Genomic DNA, 425 nt, shown 5'->3' with positions numbered 1-425 from the left:
CTTCCGAGCGTTGATCAGCTGCCACAGCCTCCACGCGGCCAGTCGGCCGACGTCGTCCACCCCGTGCACGCTGCCGGACAGCACTTCGACCAACTCGGACTCGGTGGAACGGCGCAGTGCGATCCGGACCGTGCGCTGCAGGTCGGTCCACGCCGAAGCCCTCTGCCAGCGTCCAGACACGTCCCAGTGCCCGGAGGGCAACAGAACCTTCCCGTGGCCCAGTTGGGCCCGCCAGGCGTGCCACGCACGCTTCAAGACCCTGTCTGCCACGGCGCTGGGGTCGTCTCCGAACAGGAACGCGGACTTCTTTCCAGGCGCCGCCGAAGGCGTCGTTTTTGCTTGTCCCATCTCGTTCGACCAGCTCAGCCCCCTACTACCGGTAGACAAAACCCCAGATAGAAGTGAAACCCCCCTCGCGTTAAGAG

The 425-nt window shown here is 65.4% G+C and carries 1 protein-coding gene; it reads right to left on the bottom strand.

The features are described from left to right. Positions 1–270, bottom strand: a 270-nt coding sequence (locus tag RNB18_RS52630) for a hypothetical protein (protein WP_311721133.1), incomplete at its 3' end; no start/stop codon positions are given. Positions 271–425: the final 155 nt, after the last annotated feature.

It is taken from the genome of Streptomyces doebereineriae (assembly GCF_031845645.1).
Lineage (GTDB): Bacteria > Actinomycetota > Actinomycetes > Streptomycetales > Streptomycetaceae > Streptomyces > Streptomyces canus.
Note: the sequence above shows the minus strand (reverse complement) of the source record. Positions and strands in the feature narration are given on the sequence as shown.